Source organism: Hymenobacter sp. FMD4 (assembly GCF_058932745.1).
In genome coordinates this window covers 119203-136154 of the sequence record NZ_JBZYWH010000009.1, presented here as the reverse complement: position 1 = coordinate 136154, position 16952 = coordinate 119203, and the positions used below count along the sequence as shown (strand labels likewise).

Here is a 16952-nt window from a genome sequence, read left to right as displayed (position 1 = left end):
TCGATAAAGCGTGCGCAGGCTGAACTGATTTTAGGCTTTCACCGAAGAAGAGGACTGCGGCATCGGCCACCATCGGGCTATACCACGCATGTAGAGCATATGGCAGCCCCAAGCCATGAGCGCGCCAAGCCCCGAGCCGGCCAGTACATCGGTCGGATAGTGAGCTCCGAGGTAGATACGACTGTAGCCTACCACTGCTGCCCACAGCACGAGCAGCAGCTTCACCAGCCAAAAGCGACGGGGAAGAGTCAGGCACAAGAACACTGCCATGGCAAAAGCATTGGCTGCGTGCGAAGAAATAAACCCGAACTGCCCGCCGCAACCGTTAGCCAAATTGAGAGCCGTGGACAGGTCGGGGTCGTGACAGGGCCGCAACCGGGCGAAGAAGGGCTTGAAAAAGCGGCTTGAAATGACATCAGCCAGCGCCACACTCAGGCCGAGCAAAGGCAACAACAAGGCGGCCCGCCTGCCGAAGTAATAGCCAAGGGCTATGAGCATCACCAGGTAGGCCGGAAACCACACCACGCGGTCGGTAAAGAAAATCATGAGCCGGTCGAGGGCAGGGGTGGCGGCATCATTGGCCGCCACTAGTAACCATCGGTCCAGCGCCTGCAGGCGTTCAATCAAGCGAAGTGGGCGAATTTTTCGTCCAATTTACGCCCTTTTTCAACCATTGCAGCGTGTCTGCTTCGGGAGTACCTGCCGCGGGCTGCAGGTTGTAGTGCCACTCGCAGCGCGGCGGCAAACTCATCAGAATGCTTTCGGTGCGGCCGCCGGTTTCGAGGCCGAACTTGGTGCCCCGATCAATGGCCAGGTTGAACTCGGCGTAGCGCCCACGGCGGATCATCTGCCACTGCACTTCTTTATCGGTGTAAGATCGGTCGGCGTTGCGGCGCAGCAGCTCGCAGTAGGTGCGGCCGTACACTTCGCCCACGTCCTGCACGAAAGCAAACAACTGGTCCCGCTCGCCGTCTTTGCCCACGGTGAGGCGGTCGAAGAAGATTCCGCCCACGCCGCGGGTTTCCTGGCGGTGCGTTAGAAAGAAATACTCATCGGCCCAGTCCTTGAAGCGCTGATAATAGGAGGCGTCGTGGCGCTGGCATACGGCCTCTATCTGCTCGTGAAACCAGCGGGCCTGTTTCACGTCGACGTAAATTGGAGTCAGGTCTAGGCCGCCGCCAAACCACGCTTCGCCGTTGCCGGCCTCGAAGTAGCGCACGTTCATGTGCGAGATGGGCACCATGGGGCTGCGCGGGTGCTGCACCACCGATACACCCGTGGCGAAGTAGCGCGGATCGGGCATGAGCAGGTGCTTGGCAGCGCGCTCGTCCATTTGCCCCCACACGGCCGAGAAGTTTACGCCGCCTTTCTCCAGGATATTACCGTTCTGAATCACGCGCGACTCGCCGCCGCCGCCCGAATGGTGCTGCCACACATCGGGCTGGAAGGTGGCGCCGCCGTCGGTGTTTTGCAGCTCGGTGTACAGCCACTTCTGGAAGCTGCGCATCCACTGCTCCACGGTCTGGCGGAAGGGAACAAGCGTCGTATCGGTATCGGTAGTCATTTCGGAGGTGAAGGCAGGGGAGAGCAACGAAGCATCCATGGTCGTTGGTAGGGCTGATTACGAAGGCGAAATAAGCGCCTCGCAAGTGCCCGAAACCTGACCAAAGTCAGCGCCGCGGCTGTTTTTCGTCACCGCAAAGGTGGCAAATTCCCCGGCTCCCTACCGCACCGGCGGCAGATCAGCAAGCGGAATGCCGCGGCGCAATGCGTGCTCGTTGTAGCGCCGGACTACTTCCGGTAGGTCGCGCCTACGGAAATGGCCTTGGCGCAAGGAAGCCGCCAGCTCCTGATTATCGGCAAAGAAGGCAGAAGCCTGCCGCGAAAAATTCCACCAGTACGTGCTTTCTGGAAAGGCTTGGGCGCGCCGCAACAGCAGCTCCCGCCGGCTAGAGGAGTGCGCGGTATAGCCTCCTAAATAATACCGCTCGTAGAGTTCGACGGGGCCGTCCTGCAGCTGTCGCAGCCAGAGGTATACAGTCTTAGTTGTGTAGTTGCCCGGTAATTCACAGACTACGTACCGGACTGTGTCCTCCCGGTAGGTATAGCCATAACTTCGGAGTTTGGGCACTTCGTAAGCGTTCCACACTTTGCCGTGCAAGGAAACAAAGTGAATTATTCGCTGTTGTTCAGCTGGCGATGTAAGCTTGATGGCGCCGCGCACACTATCCCCGGCTGACGTGATGATGTAGCCTGCTGCAATGCGTTGGGATAAAGCTAATAGCGGGAGCAAAGCACTGAATAACAATAAAATGAGGCGGAACATAGCTGTAGCAATAATAGAATCATTAGAAGGCTGTGGCCATTGTATAGGCCAGCTAAGCGTTTACGCCGTGTATTTAAATATAAAGATTAATTTTTGGACTATATGGTTTTTGCCTATGTTAAAAGTTGATCCAGGGTTTTGATCTGCGTATGTGAACAGGTATGGCGGAGTTCTTGGGCAGGAGCTTCGCGGCGCTGAGTTACCCGTGATGTCAGCATGTCTGCCCCCGATGCCGTAAATTCGGCCCTTCGCCACCGCATTCCCTTTCGATGCAAGTTACCACCGCCCTGGAGGCCTCCGAAACTGACTTTTCCCCGGCTGCGGCCACTCACCCCGACCGCGCCACGCTGCTGAAGGCCTACCGCCTGATGCACACCGCAGCCGAGTTGGCCCGCATCTACGAAGAAAATAAGGCCATAACGGCCAAATACGTGCACGCCACGGCCCGCGGCCACGAAGCCATTCAGCTGGCCGCGGCCTTCCAGCTGCACGAAACCGACTATTGCGCCCTCTACTACCGCGACGACGCGTTCATGCTCGGCCTCGGCATTCAGCCCTACGAGCTGATGCTGCAGCTCATGGCCAAGCGCGACGACCCGTTCTCGGGTGGCCGCACGTACTATTCGCACCCCTCGCTGCGGCGGGCGGGCGTGCCCGTCATTCCGCACCAAAGCTCAGCCACCGGCATGCAGGCCATTCCGGCTACCGGCATGGCTCACGGACTGCACTACCTGGAAGGCCAGGGCATTTTGCCGACGGCCGAGCAGCAGCCCGTGGTGCTGTGCTCCATCGGAGATGGCGCCATGACGGAGGGTGAGGTGTCGGAAGCCTTGCAGATGGCGGTGCTGCATCAGTTGCCTATTGTGTACTTGGTGCAGGATAACGATTGGGGCATTTCGGCCACCGGCCGTGAGATGCGCGCCATGGATGCCTACGAGTTTGCGGCCGGCTTCAAAGGCCTGCACCGCCTGCAGTGCGACGGTGCCGACTTCGTCGACAGCTACGCCACCATGCAGGCCGCGGTGCAGCACGCCCGTCAGACGCGCGGCCCGGTGCTGGTGCACGCCAAGTGCCCCTTGCTCGGCCACCACACCAGCGGAGTGCGCCGCGAGTGGTACCGCGGCGACAACCTTGCCCAACACCAGCAAAACGACCCGCTGCCGCGCTTTCACCAACAGATGCTCACCGAGGGCTTCGAGGAAGGCGAACTGGGCTTTGCCGCTGCGAAAGCTCGCGCCACGGTAGAAGAAGACTATCAGCGGGCCCTGGCCAGCCCAAACCCCGATCCGAGCACCTTCGATCAGCACGAGTTTGCCCCGGCCGCCGTGACGGAGGAGGCTGGTGAGCGAAGCCCCGCTGGCGCCGACAAAGCCATCATGGTGGATGCGGCCCTGCATGCTATCGATGACATCCTGCGTGAGTTTCCAGAGGCGCTGTTCTACGGCCAGGATGTGGGTGGCGAGCTGGGCGGCGTGTTCCGCGAGGCCGCATTGCTCGCCAAGAAGTATGGCGACTCCCGCGTGTTCAACACGCCCATTCAGGAAGCCTACATCGTGGGCTCTACGGCCGGCATGTCGGCTGTGGGGGCCAAGGCCATTGTAGAAATTCAGTTTGCCGACTACATCTGGCCTGCCCTGAATCAGCTGGTAGAAGAGCTTTCTAAATCATGCTACCTCTCCAACGGCAAATTCCCGGTGCAGTCGCTTATCCGAGTGCCCATCGGAGCGTACGGCGGCGGCGGCCCCTACCACTCGGGCTCCATCGAAAGCACCTTGCTCACCATTCGCGGCATTAAGGTGGTGTACCCATCCAACGCGGCCGATATGAAAGGCCTGATGCGCGCCGCTTACCTCGACCCCAACCCCGTGGTGATGCTGGAGCACAAGGGCATCTATTGGAGCAAAGTGCCCGGCACCGAAGACGCCAAAACCGTAGAGCCGGCCGCTGGCTACGTCATTCCGCTTGGCAAGGCCAACGTGGTGCAGGAGGCTTCGGCCGAAAAGCTGCGCCAGGGCGACACCTGTGTGGTTATTACCTACGGCATGGGCGTGTACTGGGCCAAAACGGCTAGCAAGCAGTTGCCCGGCCAGGTGGAAATTCTGGACCTGCGCACCCTGAACCCGCTCGATTGGGAAGCTGTGCAGGCCGCGGCCCAGCGCCACGGCAAAGTGCTGGTGCTGACGGAAGAGCCGCTGATGAACTCCTTTGCCGAGTCGTTGGCTGGCCGTATTCAGCGCCACTGCTTCCAGCAGCTCGATGCGCCGGTGTTTACACTAGGCGCAGCCAATCTGCCGGCTATTGCGCTGAACGTAGAGCTGGAAAAGCAAATGCTACCGAGCGCTGACAAAACCTTAGCCGCATTGCAGGAACTGCTGGCTTATTGATGGGATACTGCGACTGTAAAGTCGTGAATCGCGGATTCTGGGAATAGTAGCCAAACGCCCCGGTTAGCTTGACTAACCGGGGCGTTTGGCGAATTATGAACTCACTGGTTTTCCCTAGAAAGGATAGCCAATGCCCACGTTGGCGCGCAGCTTGGTGTTGCTTCTGGCGTCAAACACAGTAACCTTAGGCAGTACAAACCGCTCCCCAACCGGTTCGGTCGGGTCGTACACTTTAGCCGCGAAATCCAGGCGCAGGATCAGGAAGGTAAAGTCGAAGCGCAGGCCTAGGCCGGAGCTGACAGCTATTTCCTTGAAGAAGCGGTTGTAGGCAAACTCGGCGCCGGGGCGTTGGGGGTCCCGGTCCAGAATCCAAACGTTGCCAAAATCCGTGAAGGCTGCACCGTGGATGTAATCGTAGATGGGGAAGCGGTACTCTACGCTGCCTTCCAACAGCAACTCACCGGGTTGTTCGGGAAAGTCCGAGCGAATGCGCGGCCCGTTCGGGTTATCGGGGTCGACTGGTACCGTGGTGGTGTACGAACCAGTGCCAAGCCGGCGCGGCAGCCAAGCGCGAAGGCTGGAGCCACCGCCGGCAAACACGTACCGGTCGTAGGGAATGATAGCGGTAGGAGCGGAAAACGCGAGTTCACCCGGGCCATCTAGCCGCTCGCGGATGCGCGTACGCGTAAGGGCCCGCGCAACGCCCGCATTGAGACGCCAGACGAAAAACTGCTGTGGGGTGAGCTTGTGGTAACGCCGGTAGTCGGCGCTCAGGCGAAAGTAATCGTACACCTGCACCTTGCTGTTGCCAATTTGGTAATCAGTGCTGTTCAGGCTGTCGCCTTTCTGCGTGTACAGTCCCCGGCCTAGCCCGCCAATCTCCCCAAACACCCGCAGGTAACGGGCGTCGCGGGTCTGGTTGAAGTCATTGGTGTTGTAGAGCAATGTGGCGTTGGAACTCGGTACTAGCACCGATTGGAAGCTGCGAAGCAGTGCCGGACCGTTAGGCAATCTGCTCAACGTATTTTCAAATTCGCGCAGAATCTTAGGAGTGCTGATCAAGCTTAGGCTGAGCGGCGTCAGCACGAACTGGTAGTAGTTGCCGTATTGCCAGATGTAGTCGTAGGTAGCCTCCAGATTGGTGCGTGTGTACTCCTGCCGGTTTACGTAGGTGAAGCTAGTGGTAAAGCGCGTACGAGGGCTGTAGCGCGTAAACAACTTATTGGTATGCCAAGGCAGCAGAAACTGGGGCAGGGTCAGGTTGATATTAGCGCCCAACTGGGTGGTTAGGTCCCGGCTTGCCTGGTTTGGGCTGTTGTTTCCGATCAGCGCAAATTGCCCTTCCAGACCTGCCCGCAGGCCTATCTCCAGCACTTCGGCGCCGCCGAACGCGTTGCGTACCCGCACTCGAAAGTTGCCAAACGGACCAGGAAGGCCCGCTACGTAGGTTCCACCCAGTTCGAGGGTTTCCTGAAAACGCTTGAGCGGGGTAGCATTGACCACGGCATCCAGCGGCTTCAGGCCGGCGGAATCGGCCGGCAGGTCCACCTTCTGGTAATTCACGGCCGCAAACCGAAACACATCCAGATTGGAAAGCTGGCGCTGGGTCTGGATGGTATTGGTGAAGCTGTACCGGTCGCCGGGGCGCACGTTCAGCTTGCGGTCCAGAATGCGGGTGCTGAAGCGGTGGTTGTAAGCCAGGTAGTCCACGCCGTTGCGGCGTACGGTGTCGCGCTGAATGCCAAAGCGGTTTACACCTGCATCGGTAATGAAGCTGACGTGACGCACCTTATAAGCTTGGTGGCTGTTTTCGCCGGGCGGATTGGCCACGTGCACCAGCAGACGCACCGTGAAGGGTTCGAAGCTTGTATCGGCTTCCAGCGTGATGAATTGCTGCCGAAAATCAAAATAGCCTGAGTTCTGCAGCAGCGACTCGATGCGCGTCCGTTCGCGGCCGATCAAGTCCTCATTGAAGTTCTGCCCGACGCGCAGCAATGTGCGGCTGGTATCCGTACGAATAACTTGGGCCACGGCCGAATCCGGAATGTCGTAGACCACCTGGCTCACCACAAAAGGTCGGCCTTCCTGCACGCGGTAAGTCACAGCCACACGTCGGTTGCGGGTGGTATCGGTAGCTTGCGCCGTTGCGCGGAAAAAGCCTTTGGTGCGCAGATAAATCCGCATCTGATCCACGGTAATAGCGGTCAGCGCCGAATCGTATATGACCGGCGCTTGGCCCAGGCGCATGATTACGTTGCCCTTTTCCACCACCTGCTGGTAGTGACGCAGCCGCCGCTCGCGTTTTTGCAGCAGTTGGCCTACTTCCACCGAGTCGGAGCCGGCGGCCGCAATTTTGGCGTTGTACTTTTGCTGCGTAGCCTGCAGCTTCCTTTGCGCCCTTTCCCGGTCAAAAAAGGTATAGCCCAGGTTATAAATTGCGAGCTGAGGGATGGGGAAGCTTCGGTTGGGCCGCTGGCGGTATAGCGCTTCCAGCGACTCACGGTCGACTTGCCGCACGCCTTCCAGCTTTACTTGTGTCAGCAAGCGTTGGTTGGGGGCCAGCAGCCGCATCGGCGAGCAGCCAGCCAGCAACACAGTGCTAAGTATTCCAAACAACCAATGGGCCTTGCGGGGCAGCCGGAGAAGTATCACTGAAGAAGAATGGTTTCGAAAGCCGTTGCCAAATACGTGCAGCAATTGCACCAAAAAAAATACCGGATGCGCCACGGCGCTTTCCTGGTGGAGGGCGCCAAAAGCATACGGGAGCTGCTAAGTTCCGGACTTCGCGTCGAACGATTGCTGCTCACCAGCGAGTTTGCCGCCCAATCCGACCTGCCGCGGCTGCCTGTGGGTGTGCCGGTAGAGATGATATCAGCCGATGAGCTGACTCGCCTCGGCACGCTTCAAACCAACGATGCCGGCCTAGCTGTAGTGCATATCCCGGAGGAAATGCCACTGGCTGCACGTCCTGGACACCTGCTGCTGGCGCTTGATCAGGTGCGCGACCCCGGCAATGTGGGCACGCTTATTCGCCTGGCCGATTGGTACGGGCTCGGCGGCGTGGTGCTGTCCGAAACCTGCGCCGATGCGTGGAACCCCAAGACCGTGGCCGCTACCATGGGCTCATTCACCCGGGTTCGGGTGTGGCAGCGCGACTTGCCCCAGTGGCTGCAGCAGCTGCCCCGCGACCTGCCCATCTACGGCGCCGACCTGCACGGCGACAACGTGCACCGCCAGCAGCTCACACCCAAAGGTGTGCTGATCATGGGCAGCGAGTCGCACGGCCTCACGCCCGAGGTGGAAGCCTGCCTCACGCAGCGCCTACACATCCCCGGCCGGGGCGGCGCCGAAAGCCTGAACGTGGCCATATCGGCTGCCATCCTGCTGGATAATTTTTTCCGGCATCTGTGAGAGGTGTTGAGGTGATACGTGATGAAGTAACAGGTAACATGAGAAAAGGCAGCCGACTGATTAGCCGACTGCCTTTTTAGTTTTTAGTGAGGTGAACAGGATGATTCTGAACTCGTCACCTGTTACCGTTAGAAAGCCGTCGTCAGACCAAAGCTGAGGGCTTGCGCCTGCGGGCCGCGGTTGTCTTTGAACAGCTCGTTCATGTTGTATTTGGCAAACAGGTTAAAGTTGCGAATGCCCAGCGTGCCGGTTACGCCATACTGGAATTCTTCAAGGTTGTAAGAGCCGCGGTCCTTGTCTTTGTTGGTGCGGCCTTCGCTTTCGTATTTGATTTTGGTGTGGCTGCCCAGACGGTAGCCCACAAAGCCTCCGGCCCCGATGCGTACTACCTCGTTGTTTTCTTCATTTCGGAAGCGCAAGGTGAGGCCTATAGGTAAGTTCAACGAAGTCATCGACAGCTTTGACTTCTGGAAGTCGCGCTCCTGCGGATCAGCTACGATGTTGGTGCGGTTGTCGGTTACGATGGGGCGGCGGTTGCCTTCGAACATGAAGTTGTGGAAAGCTACTTCCGGGCCCAGGTGGAAGTACAGCGGGCTGTTTTTGCCGGTGCGCACCCAGTATTGCCATTTAAGAGCTACGTAGCGTGAGCCCCAAGGACGCAGGTCAAAGGCTTGGGCAGCGGGCAGGCTTTCGCGGTTTACCAAGGTATTCAGGCCGAGGTCGAGGCCAAAGTCGGTGCCGCTCAGCTTCTGCTTCTTGGCCTCGCGCTTCACACGGTCCAGCGAATCGGATTTGGGCGAGTTGCCCACGTGCACCGATACCCGCTCCTGGTTGCTGCCATCGATATCAATGTCAGACTTCACCACTACGCCCAGCTTACGGCCCATAAACACTTCTACCCGTTCACTTTTGGGCTGAGCGCCACCGCGCACCGTTACGCGCACTTGCTCGGGGGCTGCTTGGCTGGTCGGTTTGTCTTTGGCGGGGTAGAACTCCATGGTTACCTGCCCGTTGCCGGAACGGCGCCCGGCCGACTCGGCCTGGGTGATGTAAGCGTCGAGCAATACCATCAGCGAATCAAGCTTGTAGGCTTTCAGCTCGCGCAGCTGCTGTTTGTTGCGCGCCACGATGGTCATAGATACTTGGTTGGGCAGCTTCACCAGAATGGTGTCGTCGATACCAGGGCTGGGCATGGTGCCAGCGGTTGCGAAGGAGCCGGTTAGCAACAGGCCCGAGAGAGCAGCGAGGAAAGAAGCGGGTTTCATAACAAAAGAAGCGAAGAGTCGAAGGAAGGGGCGAAGTCGCCGGCGTGGCGAGGCTTACAGCTCAATAGTTTTGATCAGGGTGTGGTTGCCAACGCGGGCTTGCAAGGTCAGGGCGGGGTTGGCCGGCAGGCCGACTTCGGTGAAGTCGGGTTTTTCGCCACGGGCCACGCGTCCTACTTGCTTGATGAGCCCGACTACCCGGGGCCGCGTCCGGCCTTGGATGGTTTCGGCTGCTGCCAGGGCGTTGGTGGTCGGTTGCTGGCGTACTTCTACTTCAATGGGGCCCATGGGTGGCGTTGCCGCCGCTAAGGTCTGGCCAGGAGCCGTGGGAGTCACGGCCGGGGCCAGCACTTCCGGCGCTGGAGGCGGTGTGGTCTGAACGGCCACGGCCTGCGCAGGGGTAGCTTCTACCACGCGAGGTGCTTGCTTTATCTGCCGTTCCGGCGCTGCAGCGCGGGTGGGGGCAGTACGGGCCAGTAGCTCAGTGGTGGGGGCCTTGCGCTGGGGTGCCGTAGGCATCGGGGCTACGGGAGCAGAAGCTTTGGCCGAGACTCCGGAATTCTCGGTTTGGGCTGCTACCGCCGGGGCTTCGGTGCTGGGGCGCAGGCCGGGTTCGGTACCAGTACCGGCCGCCGCAGGCGCAGAAGGAGAAGCGGGAGAATTATCAGTGGTATGAGGGGTAGAGGACGGCAAGTTTGTGGCCATTGGCGCGCTGCTAGTGGGGGCCTGGCCGGGCAGGCCGGGGCTCCACATCAGCCAGCCGGCGCCAGCTACGAAGAGCAGCGTGATGGCTGCCGCTACGGCGTACATCCAGAAGCCGGCCCGGCGCTTTTCTTCTTTGGGCTCCAGCTGCTCCTGCAGGTCGTACCACAGGTTAGCTGGCGGTGGGGTGGCATGCTGCTCCAGCTTATCCCGAAACAGCTTATCAATATCTTCCGGTCGCATAGTATTCTTTCGGTGAGTTGGTGGATGCCGGAGCCGAGGAGGCTCCGAGGCGGCGCTGCAACATGGCCCGCGCCTTGCTAAGCTGTGATTTGCTGGTGCCCTCCGAAATGCCCAGCATCTCAGCTATTTCGGGGTGGCTGTAGCCTTCGATGGCGTACAGGTTGAACACCGTGCGGTAACCCGCAGGCAGCTCGCTCAGCAGCTGCATGAGGTCGGCCGCGGCCATGTCGCTGTCGGCGGTGGCGGCGGTGGCCGGTACGTCGGTTACCATGTCGTCGATGGCCAGGTGCAGCGGCTCCTTGCGGCGGAGCTGCCCGAGGGCCTCGTTGACCATGATGCGCCGGATCCAGCCTTCAAAAGAGCCTTCGTGCCGGTACTGTTCCAGGGCCCGGAACACTTTGGCGAAGCCGGTCAACATGGCCTCCTCGGCATCAGCGCGCTGGCGCAAGTAGCGCAGGCACACCGTCAGCATGAGTCCGGCAAACCGCTCGTAGAGCAGTTTCTGAGCCCGGACGCTGCCTTGCCGGCAAGCACTTATGAGTTCAACTTCGTTCACAGCTCAGAAAGTAGAAGTAGGGCAGTAGCAGTGTGTTTGGAGCGTAAGATGAAGACGAGGGTTGCGGCGTTGCCTACGTTGTTAGAAAAAGTTTGATAAAGTTGGGTGGTAGGGTATAATGTGTTTGATTATCAATTTAATATGATGCAAATGCTTAGATATCGAGAAGCGTAATAGCGCTTTCACTGGGCTGTGGTTTATCTGAATGGACTACAGGTTTTGTCTGCTGATGTGCGTGCGGCTGTATTACAACAATCCTTCAAAGTGTTCAATGAAAAGCCCCACCCGCGACCGAATGCGCGGGTGGGGCTTCAGTGGGTGAGCATAAGCTAGTAGTTGCCTACCGATAGCATCACCAGCGTGCAGGCTTCGATGGTTTGAATGCCTTGTTCCTGCGCCTTACGCTCCAGTTCCATATTCTCGGTGCCGGGATTGAAGATGATACGCTTAGGCTTCAGGTTCAAAATATAGTCCATCCAGGCCGGCTGGTTCTGCGGGCCAACGTACAAAGTCACCGTGTCGACCCCGTCGACGTAAGGTTTATCGGTATGAATGTCGAGGCCGCCTACCTGGCCTTTGCGGATGCCCACAGGCACCACTTCATGGCCGTAGCTTTTGAGACGGTTTACGGCTTGGTAGGAGTAGCGAGCGGGATTATCGGAAGCGCCGATTACGACAGTTTTCTTGGCCATATGCAAAAAGCGCGCAGCACGCGCCTGTTGGGTGGAACAATAAAGGTATGCTACCGTTGTACGCAAGCCCCACCCATAACGGACGACGCCGCGGCTACAGCGCCGCCAGCGCCGCTTCGGCGCATCGCTCGCCGTCCATCGCCGCCGACACAATGCCACCCGCAAAGCCGGCGCCTTCGCCGCACGGAAACAGTCCGCGCAGTTCGGGGTGCTCCAGCGTATCGGGCAGGCGCGGAATGCGCACCGGCGCGGAGGTACGGCTTTCCACCCCCACAATTTGAGCCGCATTGGTGGTGTAGCCGGGGATTTTTCGTTCGAAGGCGACGAAGCCCTGCCGCAGGCGGTCGGCCAGCACCGGGCCCAGCACCTCATCCATTGGCATCGATACCAAGCCAGGCTGGTAAGAGGTTTCAAGCAGGCTGCGCGAGGTTTTGCGCTGCACAAAATCGCCGAGCAACTGCGCCGGAGCCAGCTGGGTATTGCCGGCCAGGCGGCAGGCGCGTTGCTCTATTTCCTGCTGCAGGCGCAAGCCAGCCATTACACCGTCGCGCTTCAGGTTCATGTCCTCGGGCTCGATGGCTACCACAATGCCGGAATTGGCAAAGCGCGAATCGCGGCGCGAAGGCGACATGCCGTTGACCACCACCTCGCCCTGCGCCGTGGCTGCTGGTACGATAAAGCCGCCCGGGCACATGCAAAACGAAAACACGCCGCGCTGCCCGCCCGGGCCGTCGCTTTGCTGCACCAGCGAGTAAGAGGCCGCCGGCAGTTGGCCGCGGTCGGCGCGGTGGTACTGCGCCTGGTCAATGAGCTGCTGCTGATGCTCCACGCGCACGCCTAGGGCAAAGGGCTTTGCCTCGATGCGCACCTGGCGGCGCAGCAATAGTTCGTAGATGTCGCGGGCCGAATGACCGGTGGCCAGAATCACCGCGTCGCCGGCAATTTCTTCGCCTTGGCCTGTCACCACGCCGCGCAGCCGGTTGTTGCTAATGATCAAATCGTCGACGCGCGTATCAAAGCGTACTTCGCCGCCGTGGTCGATGATACTCTGACGCAGGGCCTGCACCACGTAGGGCAGTTTATTGGTGCCGATGTGCGGGTGCGCGTCCACCAGGATTTCGGGCGTAGCGCCGTGCTGCACCAACAGCCGCAGGATGCGCTGCACATCGCCGCGCTTTTTTGAGCGGGTATACAGCTTGCCATCGGAATAAGTCCCAGCGCCGCCTTCGCCAAAGCAGTAATTGGAATCGGGATTGACGAGGTGCTCCTTATTAAGAGCCGCCAAATCGCGGCGGCGGGTGCGCACATCCTTGCCGCGCTCCAGCACCACGGGCTTCATGCCCAGCTCGATGCAGCGCAGCGCCGCAAACAGCCCGGCCGGCCCGGCGCCCACTATCACTACTACCTTAGTACTGTTGCCGATTTGCTGGTACTTTACCCACGGACCAAACAGCTCGCGCGGCGGCGGGGTCTGGTATACATCGGCCCGCAGGCGTACGCCCACGTTGCGGCCGCGGGCATCAATGGAGCGCCGCAGCAGGTGAACAAAATCGGCTTGGCCGGGCTTCAGGCCAGCGGCATCCAGAAGGGCCCGGTAGCGGGACAGTTCGTCATACGCCTCGGCGGGCGACAGGACTATTTCTACTTCGCGTTTTTGCATCAGGAGCGGCGGCAGGGAGTTAGGCCTGCAGGCCGTAAGGGTTCAGACCCCAAAAATACGGCGCGGGTTCCGGATAAAAACGCGCTAGAAGTAAAAGACCTCGGCCGCCGCCCGCGCTCCAAAACGTACTGGGTAAGTGCTGGTGCCGAGCCCATTTGACACGAACAACGGCGGACCGCCACCCCGGTACCAGCCACTTACGTAGGAGCCACTGCCAAACGGGAGCAGCAGCGGGAAGCCGAAAAGTGCGATTTGCCCGCCATGAGTATGTCCTGCCAGAATCAAATCAATAGCTGGCTCGGGGCTGTAGCCCGCCCGGATGGCATCGGAGTACTGCGGGCAATGGGTCAGTACCAAATGATAATCGGCCGGCCGATAAGAGGCTTTGGCTAAGCCGTAGTCGGCATGGCCGCCCACCAGGTCATCTACTCCAGTAATAGAAACAGTGACGTTGTTGATTGACAGGCTGGTGGATTGGTTTACCAACAGGGGAATACCATGGCTTGCGTAAAGCTTTGCTAAAGCTTCTCGGTCGACGCCGCCCTTGTATTCCCAATTACCCAGAATAGCTAGCTTAGGTACTTGCTGAGGGAGTAATTGCAAAAATTCAGCTAATACTGGAAGCTTATCGCCGCGGTCAATGGCATCTCCAGTCAGTAGTATAAGGTCGGGCTGCAGTTGATGTATCTGCTGACAGAGCTGACGCAGTCCCGAATGGATGCTTCTGAGGTGGAGGTCGGAGAGCTGCAATACGCTCCATTTGAACTGCTCTGGAGTGCTGTCGTGCAGGTAATGCCGTTTAATGCGAATAGTAGTCGGTTCATACCATAGCGCATTGGCCAAGGCCGCACCGACGGCAAGGCCTAAACCGGAAAGCAGCAGGTATTGACGGGAAGAGTAGCGCATAGCCGGAAACGGATGATTGCATCCCATACGAGCTTGTAAAGCAGTAGGTCTCGTTGGCTAATGCTCTGCGGGGCATTTGACGAGACCAATCAAGCTTAATTGCCGGTTTTACACTGTTAAGCGTGGACTGTGAGCCACTTGAGCAATTTCACTGGCAATTGCTGGTGTACAGCTTCTGCGGCTCTACTCGGTCCTCCGGCTGCTGGCTTTGGGCAGTGGTGAATAAACCTATCCCCAATACACCGATGCCGGCAGCAGTAATTTTGCTGGCTACATCAAACTTCATAAGGTCTAAGTGAAACGCGAGGCCATTTGGCCTCGCGCTTTGTAAAGTCAGGAAGTAATGAATGGGCTACGCAGCTACGTTGCGGCCCGTAGAGGGCGTCTGCTTGCGGCTCTGGTAGTACAGGCTCAGGCGTTCGTAATACTTGGTAGCGCCTTTCTTCTGCTTGTCGTAGCGCTGGGCCAGCTTGAAGTAGCGGTGCGCAGCCGCGGCGTCGCCCTGCTCGCTGAGGCAGGCGCTGAAGCCGTAGTACACGTTGTAGTTGGTGGAATCGATCAGCCAGGCTTGGTTGAAGCGCTTCATGGAAGTGGCTAAGTCGTTGTCGTAGAGGTAGCTCCAGCCTTGGGCCACGCTGCCTTCGGAGGCGGCGCGGCGGTCGTTGTGGTACTGCTTCACCGAGAAGTCCACGAACTGCTGATCCAGCTTGCGCAGCTCCCGCGACTTGGTTACGCCGCCGTAGCGCGGCAGCGTATTGGGGGCGTCCTGGCTGAATACCGGGAGGGAGGCCAGCAGGAGGCCAGCCGCGAGCAAGGCTGAGTACATCCGTTCCATAGACAAGTATAACGAGTTTCCTGTATACTACAAACGCCGGTGGTTTTCAAAACGAAAACCACCGGCGTTTGGTATCTGGTTAGTGGCTGCCGATGCCGATTTCCTCGAGCACTTTATCGACCCAGCTACGGCCCCAATCCTCAAATTCCTGCTCCGACCAGAGCTGCGGATAGAAGATGCGCTTCTGGAATTTGGGGGGCAGGTACTTGCGCCAGTTGGTGCCGCCAGTAGCGGGCACGGCGTCGCCGGCTTGCCGCTCCAGGTAGCGCACCGCCGACTTGTAATGCATCAGCGGCCAGTTGATGTTCACGTTTACGTCCAGCTGCTTCAGCTGGCGCACGAGGCGCGGGTGGCGACGGTCTTCTTCGGGCAGGCGGTGCACTACGGCCCACACGTTCCGGTCGCGGAAGCGGGCGGCATGCTCACTGAGCTGGTGGTGGTACTTGCGTTCAAATTGCATCAGTGTAAGCGTTTTGGCACCGCTTTCTTCCAGGGTAGCCCCCGCTTTCCAATAGATGCAGCCCATCAACTCGTCGTGTGCGGCGGCTTCGCCCAGCAGGCGGTGCTTTTCCTTGTCGAGCAGGTTGTTCAGGTCCGTAGAGGAAATTTCAATCAGCCGGTACTGCACCGACTGGAAACCCGAAGCGGGCATCAGCGACATGCGGAACTGCAGAAACTGCTGCCGGTCCATGCCGTCGACCATCACATCAAACGAATCGATCAGGTTTTCGAAGTAGCGGTTGATGCGGCCCAGGCGCAGCACCAGTTCGCCCAGGGTGGGCTTCTCGAGGTTGCCAATCTGCTCGTATTCCACCAGGCAGAGCTTGAAATATAGCTCTGTAATCTGGTGGTACATGATGAATATTTTCTCGTCGGGAATGGTGGTAAGCGGGCGCTGAAGCGTGAGCAGGGTGTCCAGCTCTATGTAATCCCAATAGTTAACGTAATCGGCGTGGTACAGGCCCTCGAGGTAAGCCGCCAGATCCTGACCGTCGGCGGCATACTTCTCCTGTAAGCGCCGCAGTTGGGTGAAGACTGCCGGCGAAAACTCTTCTTGGTTTGGCATGAAAGGAGGGGGCGGGGTAAGGGTGGGTAAGGGAGGGGTTACAAAGAACGAAAAAGCCACGAAAATTCCTGCTTTCAGGCAACGTTTTGTCCCGCCGCGGCATCTAGGGCTCATGCCCCAGCGGAGGCGCCCCCTTTACGTGGTGCAGTTGGGGTTGGTTTTGAATGAGGGGGCAGTACCTTTAGCCCAGATTATGGCCGAGAAAAGCAGCATTTTTGACATGATTGGGCCGGTGATGATCGGGCCAAGTTCTTCGCACACCGCCGGGGTAGTTCGTATAGCCCGCGCCGCCATCCGGGTGCTGGGCGCACAACCCACGCACGCTACTATTACTTTTTATAACTCCTTTGCCCGCACCTACGAAGGTCACGGCTCGGACCGGGCCATTGTGGCCGGGTTGCTGGACTTTCCAACCGATGATAAGCGTATCCGGGATGCGTTCGAGCACGCCAAAGAAGCTGGCCTCAACTACACGTTTCAGGGCATCGGCAATGCTTCTACCATGCACCCGAACACTATTCGGCTGCAGCTTCGTAGCGAGCCTACCGGCCAGCAGGTAGAGGTAATCGGGCAAAGCCGGGGCGGGGGCGTTATTCGCATCGTGGAAGTGGATGGGTTTCCCTGTGACTTCTCTGCCGGGCTTCACACGCTCATCATCGATGCCGACGATGTAAAAGGCTCTATTGCCTTTATTGCCGACGTCATTGCCCACGACGACTGCAACATTGCCACCATGAACGTGTCGCGCAAGGGTAAAAACCAAGTGGCCCGGCAGTTCATTGAGATGGACTCGCCGCTTTCCGACATTTCGCTGGAGTACCTACGGCATCTGCGCTGGGTGCATCAGGTGCGCTACATTCCTTCTATCGAGTAAGCTTTGGCCAGGTGGCTGCCTATGGCTAGCAC

16 protein-coding genes are annotated in these 16952 nt (G+C 59.0%); 3 read left to right on the top strand and 13 right to left on the bottom strand.

The features are described from left to right. Positions 1 to 30 precede the first annotated feature (30 nt). The 3 genes from AC5FXY_RS11050 to AC5FXY_RS11040 all read right to left on the bottom strand — a co-directional run bounded on the left by AC5FXY_RS11050 (position 31) and on the right by AC5FXY_RS11040 (position 2326). Positions 31 to 627 carry a phosphatase PAP2 family protein gene (locus AC5FXY_RS11050; protein ID WP_493556727.1) on the bottom strand — a complete coding sequence of 199 codons (597 nt, stop codon included), beginning with the start codon at positions 625 to 627 and terminating at the stop codon, positions 31 to 33. Then, positions 620 to 1603: an oxygen-dependent coproporphyrinogen oxidase gene (hemF, locus tag AC5FXY_RS11045; protein WP_493556726.1), complete on the bottom strand. Its 984-nt coding sequence runs from the start codon at positions 1601 to 1603 to the stop codon at positions 620 to 622. The genes AC5FXY_RS11050 and hemF overlap by 8 nt, the downstream gene beginning before the upstream one ends. Positions 1604 to 1723: 120 nt before the next feature. Next, entirely contained in the window at positions 1724 to 2326 is a 603-nt protein-coding gene (locus tag AC5FXY_RS11040) for a hypothetical protein (protein ID WP_493556725.1), read from the bottom strand. A gap of 269 nt (positions 2327 to 2595) precedes the next feature. Here AC5FXY_RS11040 and AC5FXY_RS11035 point away from each other — a divergent pair, with 269 nt between their 5' ends. After that, positions 2596 to 4710: an alpha-ketoacid dehydrogenase subunit alpha/beta gene (locus AC5FXY_RS11035; protein ID WP_493556724.1), complete on the top strand. Its 2115-nt coding sequence runs from the start codon at positions 2596 to 2598 to the stop codon at positions 4708 to 4710. A gap of 114 nt (positions 4711 to 4824) precedes the next feature. On the opposite strand, the gene tamL is transcribed toward AC5FXY_RS11035, so the two are convergent. Continuing rightward, positions 4825 to 7362, bottom strand: a complete 2538-nt coding sequence (gene tamL, locus AC5FXY_RS11030; RefSeq protein WP_493556723.1) for a translocation and assembly module lipoprotein TamL — start codon at positions 7360 to 7362, stop codon at positions 4825 to 4827. Between the two features lie 9 nt (positions 7363 to 7371). On the opposite strand from tamL, the gene AC5FXY_RS11025 reads away from it, so the two are divergent. Further along, positions 7372 to 8121 (top strand): TrmH family RNA methyltransferase, encoded by a 750-nt coding sequence (locus AC5FXY_RS11025; protein ID WP_493556722.1) that lies wholly within the window; start codon positions 7372 to 7374, stop codon positions 8119 to 8121. Between the two features lie 128 nt (positions 8122 to 8249). Here the strand turns inward: AC5FXY_RS11025 and AC5FXY_RS11020 are convergent, their stop codons facing one another. The 9 genes from AC5FXY_RS11020 to AC5FXY_RS10980 form a co-directional block, all read right to left on the bottom strand. Next, the gene (locus AC5FXY_RS11020; RefSeq protein ID WP_493556721.1) at positions 8250 to 9386 is read right to left on the bottom strand and encodes an outer membrane beta-barrel protein; all 1137 of its coding nucleotides are present in this window, start codon (positions 9384 to 9386) and stop codon (positions 8250 to 8252) included. 54 nt (positions 9387 to 9440) lie between these two features. Further along, positions 9441 to 10331, bottom strand: a complete 891-nt coding sequence (locus AC5FXY_RS11015) for a hypothetical protein (RefSeq protein ID WP_493556720.1) — start codon at positions 10329 to 10331, stop codon at positions 9441 to 9443. Continuing rightward, positions 10312 to 10887, bottom strand: coding sequence for an RNA polymerase sigma factor (locus AC5FXY_RS11010; protein ID WP_493556719.1), 576 nt, complete (start codon positions 10885 to 10887; stop codon positions 10312 to 10314). Before AC5FXY_RS11010 ends, AC5FXY_RS11015 begins: the two co-directional genes overlap by 20 nt. Positions 10888 to 11216: 329 nt before the next feature. Beyond that, positions 11217 to 11579, bottom strand: coding sequence for a CoA-binding protein (locus AC5FXY_RS11005; protein ID WP_493556718.1), 363 nt, complete (start codon positions 11577 to 11579; stop codon positions 11217 to 11219). 94 nt (positions 11580 to 11673) lie between these two features. Further along, on the bottom strand, positions 11674 to 13239 hold the full coding sequence (locus AC5FXY_RS11000) for an NAD(P)/FAD-dependent oxidoreductase (RefSeq protein ID WP_493556717.1): 1566 nt from the start codon (positions 13237 to 13239) through the stop codon (positions 11674 to 11676). A gap of 84 nt (positions 13240 to 13323) precedes the next feature. Next, on the bottom strand, positions 13324 to 14145 hold the full coding sequence (locus AC5FXY_RS10995; RefSeq protein WP_493556716.1) for a metallophosphoesterase: 822 nt from the start codon (positions 14143 to 14145) through the stop codon (positions 13324 to 13326). Positions 14146 to 14293: 148 nt separating this feature from the next. Next, positions 14294 to 14431, bottom strand: coding sequence for a hypothetical protein (locus AC5FXY_RS10990; RefSeq protein ID WP_493556715.1), 138 nt, complete (start codon positions 14429 to 14431; stop codon positions 14294 to 14296). A 66-nt stretch (positions 14432 to 14497) separates the two neighbouring features. After that, positions 14498 to 14980 (bottom strand): hypothetical protein, encoded by a 483-nt coding sequence (locus AC5FXY_RS10985; RefSeq protein ID WP_493556714.1) that lies wholly within the window; start codon positions 14978 to 14980, stop codon positions 14498 to 14500. Positions 14981 to 15059: 79 nt separating this feature from the next. Next, entirely contained in the window at positions 15060 to 16046 is a 987-nt protein-coding gene (locus AC5FXY_RS10980) for a tryptophan 2,3-dioxygenase family protein (protein WP_493556713.1), read from the bottom strand. 193 nt (positions 16047 to 16239) lie between these two features. Here AC5FXY_RS10980 and sdaAB point away from each other — a divergent pair, with 193 nt between their 5' ends. After that, the gene (gene sdaAB, locus AC5FXY_RS10975) at positions 16240 to 16920 is read left to right on the top strand and encodes an L-serine ammonia-lyase, iron-sulfur-dependent subunit beta (RefSeq protein ID WP_493556712.1); all 681 of its coding nucleotides are present in this window, start codon (positions 16240 to 16242) and stop codon (positions 16918 to 16920) included. Positions 16921 to 16952: the final 32 nt, after the last annotated feature.